Origin of the sequence: Methylobacterium sp. CCH5-D2 (assembly GCF_001556475.1) — a bacterium.
Classification (GTDB): domain Bacteria; phylum Pseudomonadota; class Alphaproteobacteria; order Rhizobiales; family Beijerinckiaceae; genus Methylobacterium; species Methylobacterium hispanicum.
Genome location: NZ_LSIX01000648.1, coordinates 1 through 3,704 on the forward strand (window position 1 = coordinate 1; position 3,704 = coordinate 3,704).

Annotated in this window: 4 protein-coding genes; 2 read left to right on the forward strand and 2 right to left on the reverse strand. The window is 76.2% G+C overall.

Features of this window, described 5'->3' with window-relative positions:
* The first annotated feature begins 287 nt into the window (after nucleotides 1–287).
* Both AX737_RS17200 and AX737_RS17205 read left to right on the forward strand, forming a co-directional pair.
* Complete coding sequence (locus AX737_RS17200; RefSeq protein ID WP_066923562.1) at nucleotides 288–2,210, forward strand: heavy metal translocating P-type ATPase; 1,923 nt, start codon at nucleotides 288–290, stop codon at nucleotides 2,208–2,210.
* A gap of 97 nt (nucleotides 2,211–2,307) precedes the next feature.
* Nucleotides 2,308–3,120: a universal stress protein gene (locus tag AX737_RS17205; RefSeq protein ID WP_066923565.1), complete on the forward strand. Its 813-nt coding sequence runs from the start codon at nucleotides 2,308–2,310 to the stop codon at nucleotides 3,118–3,120.
* A 230-nt stretch (nucleotides 3,121–3,350) separates the two neighbouring features.
* On the opposite strand, the gene AX737_RS17210 is transcribed toward AX737_RS17205, so the two are convergent.
* Nucleotides 3,351–3,566, reverse strand: a complete 216-nt coding sequence (locus tag AX737_RS17210) for a hypothetical protein (protein WP_066923568.1) — start codon at nucleotides 3,564–3,566, stop codon at nucleotides 3,351–3,353.
* 17 nt (nucleotides 3,567–3,583) lie between these two features.
* Nucleotides 3,584–3,704: universal stress protein (locus AX737_RS32180; protein WP_197430614.1), on the reverse strand; the 121-nt coding region annotated here is incomplete at its 5' end.

Below are 3,704 nucleotides of genomic sequence, written 5' to 3' on the forward strand. Positions count from 1 at the left end.
GCCGAAGCGCTGCGCGACATCGGCGGCCAGGCGCACCCGTGCCGAGGCGTGGAGCCCGTCATCGACGCCCACCATGATGCTCGCGTACGTCATCGTGCCCTCCCCGGACCCGCGATGGATCGCCGTCATGCTGCGGGCCGGAACCCGGCACGGCTTTGATCTGACGCAAGCCGACGCGGATCCGCGAATAAGGCGAGCGCGGTCGCGTCCGCCTTGATCCAGCACAAGGCGCCGCGACGGTCCGGTGGGAGCCTTGCGAGGGCGCGGCAGCCGGAGCGGACGCGGGCATGACGACGGCATCGGCGACGGGCGCGACCGGGATCGCAGGGCCGACCCTCGCCGAATGGGGCCCGCGCCTGCGCCGCTGGCTGGCGGTCGTGCCGCTGGCGGGCCTCTGCGTCGGCCTGTCGGCGCAGGCGCTCGGCCAACCCGGCGCCGCGAACTGGGCCTGGACGCTGGCGACGCTGGCGATCCTGGCCGCGCTCGCCGCGCAGGTGGTTGCCGGCCTCGCGCGGGGCGATGTCGGACTCGACCTCGTCGCCCTGCTGTCGATGGGCGGGGCGCTCGCCCTGTCGCAGCCGCTGGCCGGCGTCGTCATCGCCCTCATGTACGCGGGCGGCCAGTCGCTGGAGGCCTACGCGGCCGGGCGCGCCGAGCGATCCATGACGGCTCTGATCGCGCGCCAGCCCTGCTCCGCCCTGCGGGAGGCGGACGGCAGGCTCACCGAGGTGCCGCTCGGGGCGCTGGCACCGGGAGACCGCGTCCTCGTGCGCGTCGGCGACGTCCTGCCGGTGGACGGCCGCGTCGCCGCGGGCCGCGCCGTGCTCGACCAGTCGAGCCTGACCGGCGAGGCGCTGCCCGTCGCCATCGAGCGGGGCGCGCCCGTGCTGAGCGGGTCGGTGAACGTCGGCGCGCCCTTCACGCTTCTCGCCGAGCGCGCCGCGGCCGACAGCACCTATGCGGGGATCGTCCGCCTCGTCGAGGCGGCCCGGTCCCGGAAGGCCCCGATGGCGCGCATGGCGGATCGCTACGGCCTCGCCTTTCTGGGCGTGACGCTCCTCATGGCCGGGGCCGCCTGGGTCGCGGCGGGCGACCCGTTGCGGGCCCTCGCGGTCCTGGTCGTCGCCACTCCGTGCCCGCTGATCCTGGCCGTGCCCGTCGCCCTGGTCTCCGGCCTCTCGCGCGCCGCGCGCATCGGCGTCCTCATCAAGGGCGGGGGCGCCCTGGAGACGCTGGCCGGAATCCGCGTACTGGTGGTGGACAAGACCGGCACCCTCACGCACGGCGCCGCCCGACTGGTCTCGGTGCGCACCCTACCCCCCTTCGAGGAGGTGGAGGCGCTGGGGCTTGCTGCCAGCCTCGAGCAGGCCTCCGGCCATCCGATGGCCCGCGCCCTGGTCTCCGAGGCGCGCGGGCGCGGCCTCGCGCTTTCCCGGCCGGAGGCGGTCGCCGAGATCCCCGGCGCGGGGGTCGCCGGCATCGTGGCGGGCCGGCGCGTCGTGGTCGGCGGACCGCGCCTCCTGCGCGAGCATGCCGGTGCCTTCCCGCGGATCGAGGAGGAGCGGGACGAACCCGCCGCCTCGGCGACGGTGCTGGTCGCCATCGACGGCAGCCCCGCCGCGATCCTCACGTTCGCCGACCCGCTGCGGCGGGACGGCGGCCGGTCGCTCGACGCTCTGCGCGCCTGCGGCGTCTCGCGTGTGGTGCTCGCGACGGGGGACCGGCGTGCCGTGGCGGAGGCACTGGCGGCCGGGCTTCGCATCGACGCCGTCGCGGCGGATCTCGATCCCGCGGACAAGACCGACATCGTGGCCGCCGAGCGGCGGAACGGCCCCGTGATGATGGTGGGCGACGGGGTCAACGACGCGCCCGCCCTGGCGGCCGCCGACCTCGGCGTCGCGCTCGGCGCCCGGGGCGCGGCGGCGGCGGCCGAGGCGGCGGACGTCGTCCTCCTGGTCGACAGCCTCGCGCCGCTGCCCGAGGCCATCCGGATCGCCCGGCGGGCCCGCGTCATCGCGGTCCAGAGCGTGGCGGCGGGGCTCGGGCTCTCGCTCGCCGGCATGACGGCGGCGGCGCTCGGCTACCTCTCGCCCATACAGGGCGCGCTGCTTCAGGAGGTGATCGACGTCGCGGTCGTCCTCAACGCCATGCGGGTCCTCGGCGGCACCGGGGCCGGCCCCGAGCCGTCGCCGCGGCCGGTCGGGGCCTGAGCCGGGCGGGCGGAGCGGCTTGCGATGGATCAAGGTGGACGGCCCCGGCCGAGCCTTAGGCTCCACCCGTCGGCCGCGACGCGCGACGGAGGTGGCCATGGATTACGCGAACGTCCTCGTGTCCGCCGATCTCGGCGAGGCGGCCCCGGACCGGATCAGGCTCGCCGCCGGCGTGGCGCGGCGGTTCGGGGCCATCCTCACGGGCGCGGCCGGCCACGCGGTGCCGACGCCCCTGCTGGTGCGCGACATCCAGGACGCCCTCGAGCAGGAGGAGCGCAACAGGGCGGAGGTGCGCGAGATCCTCGCGCGCGTGCGCCCGCTCTTCGAGAGCGGCGCGGGCGACGGGATCCGCACGGAGTGGTGCCCCGCCCTCGCCGGCCCGCTCACGCACCTCGTCGAGCAGGCGCGCGTCGCGGACCTCGTCGTCGTCGGGCGGCGCGGCGCGGAGGACGCGGATCCCGGTCCCCTCGGCGTCCCCCCGGGGCCGGTGCTGATGGAGGCCGGCCGGCCCGTCCTCGTCGTTCCGCCCCGCCTCGCCGGCCTGAAGGGGACGCGCGTCGTCGTCGCCTGGAAGGACGGTCCGGCGGCGCGGCGGGCGGTGTCGGCCGCCCTGCCCTTCCTGCGCGAGGCGGACCACGTCCTCGTAGTGAGCGTCGGCCCCGATGCCCACCGGGAGGGGGCGGAGGACGTCGCCGGGCATCTCGCCCGGCACGGCGCCCAGGTGACCACGCATCTCCTGCGGACCGCCATGCGCGAGAGCGACGAGATCCTCGACTTCGCCCTGCGGCAGGAGGCCGACCTCGTCGTGATGGGCGCCTACGGTCGTTCCCGCCTGCGCGAGTGGATCTTCGGCGGCGTCACGCGCGATTTCCTCGACCGCACGACCCTGTGCTGCCTGATGAGCCACTGAGCTGGCGCGTCCTCGGCGGGATGCTCGTGCGGGTGCCCCGGCGCGGGGGCTGGCGTCTCGTTCGCCGCGCGCCCGCCCTTCCGCCCATCGTGCCGCGCCCGCCCACCGCCGCGAACCTCACCGCCGACCGTCGGACGCTGCGTCGCCGAGGTCGGTCGGAGCGGCCGAGCCCGCCGCGGACGGCGGCGGATCCTGCATCGCGGGGCGCACCCTGCGAGGGCGCCCGCCGATCACTCGACGAAGCTCCAGCCCGCTTCCAGCGCGCGACGCTCCTCCGCGCTCAGCGGATCCGCCCAATCCATGCTGTTTGCCGGGCCGGTCTGCGCGCGGTCCGGCAGATCGGGGCGATCGAGGCCGGGTTTCGGGCGGGGCGACCGGCGCGGAAGGTTGCGCTTGCGCGCCGTCCGGGTGGCGGCGCCGGTTCTGGAGCGGGTTCGCTTGAGCATCGCCGACCTGCCAGGGCTCAATGGCTGAGGAAGAGGGGTGCGGGGCTGTCGTGCAGGAGGGCTCGTGTGACGCCTCCAAAGAGGAATTCGCGGACCCGGGCGTGATGGTAGGCGCCCATGACGATCATGTCGGCGCGC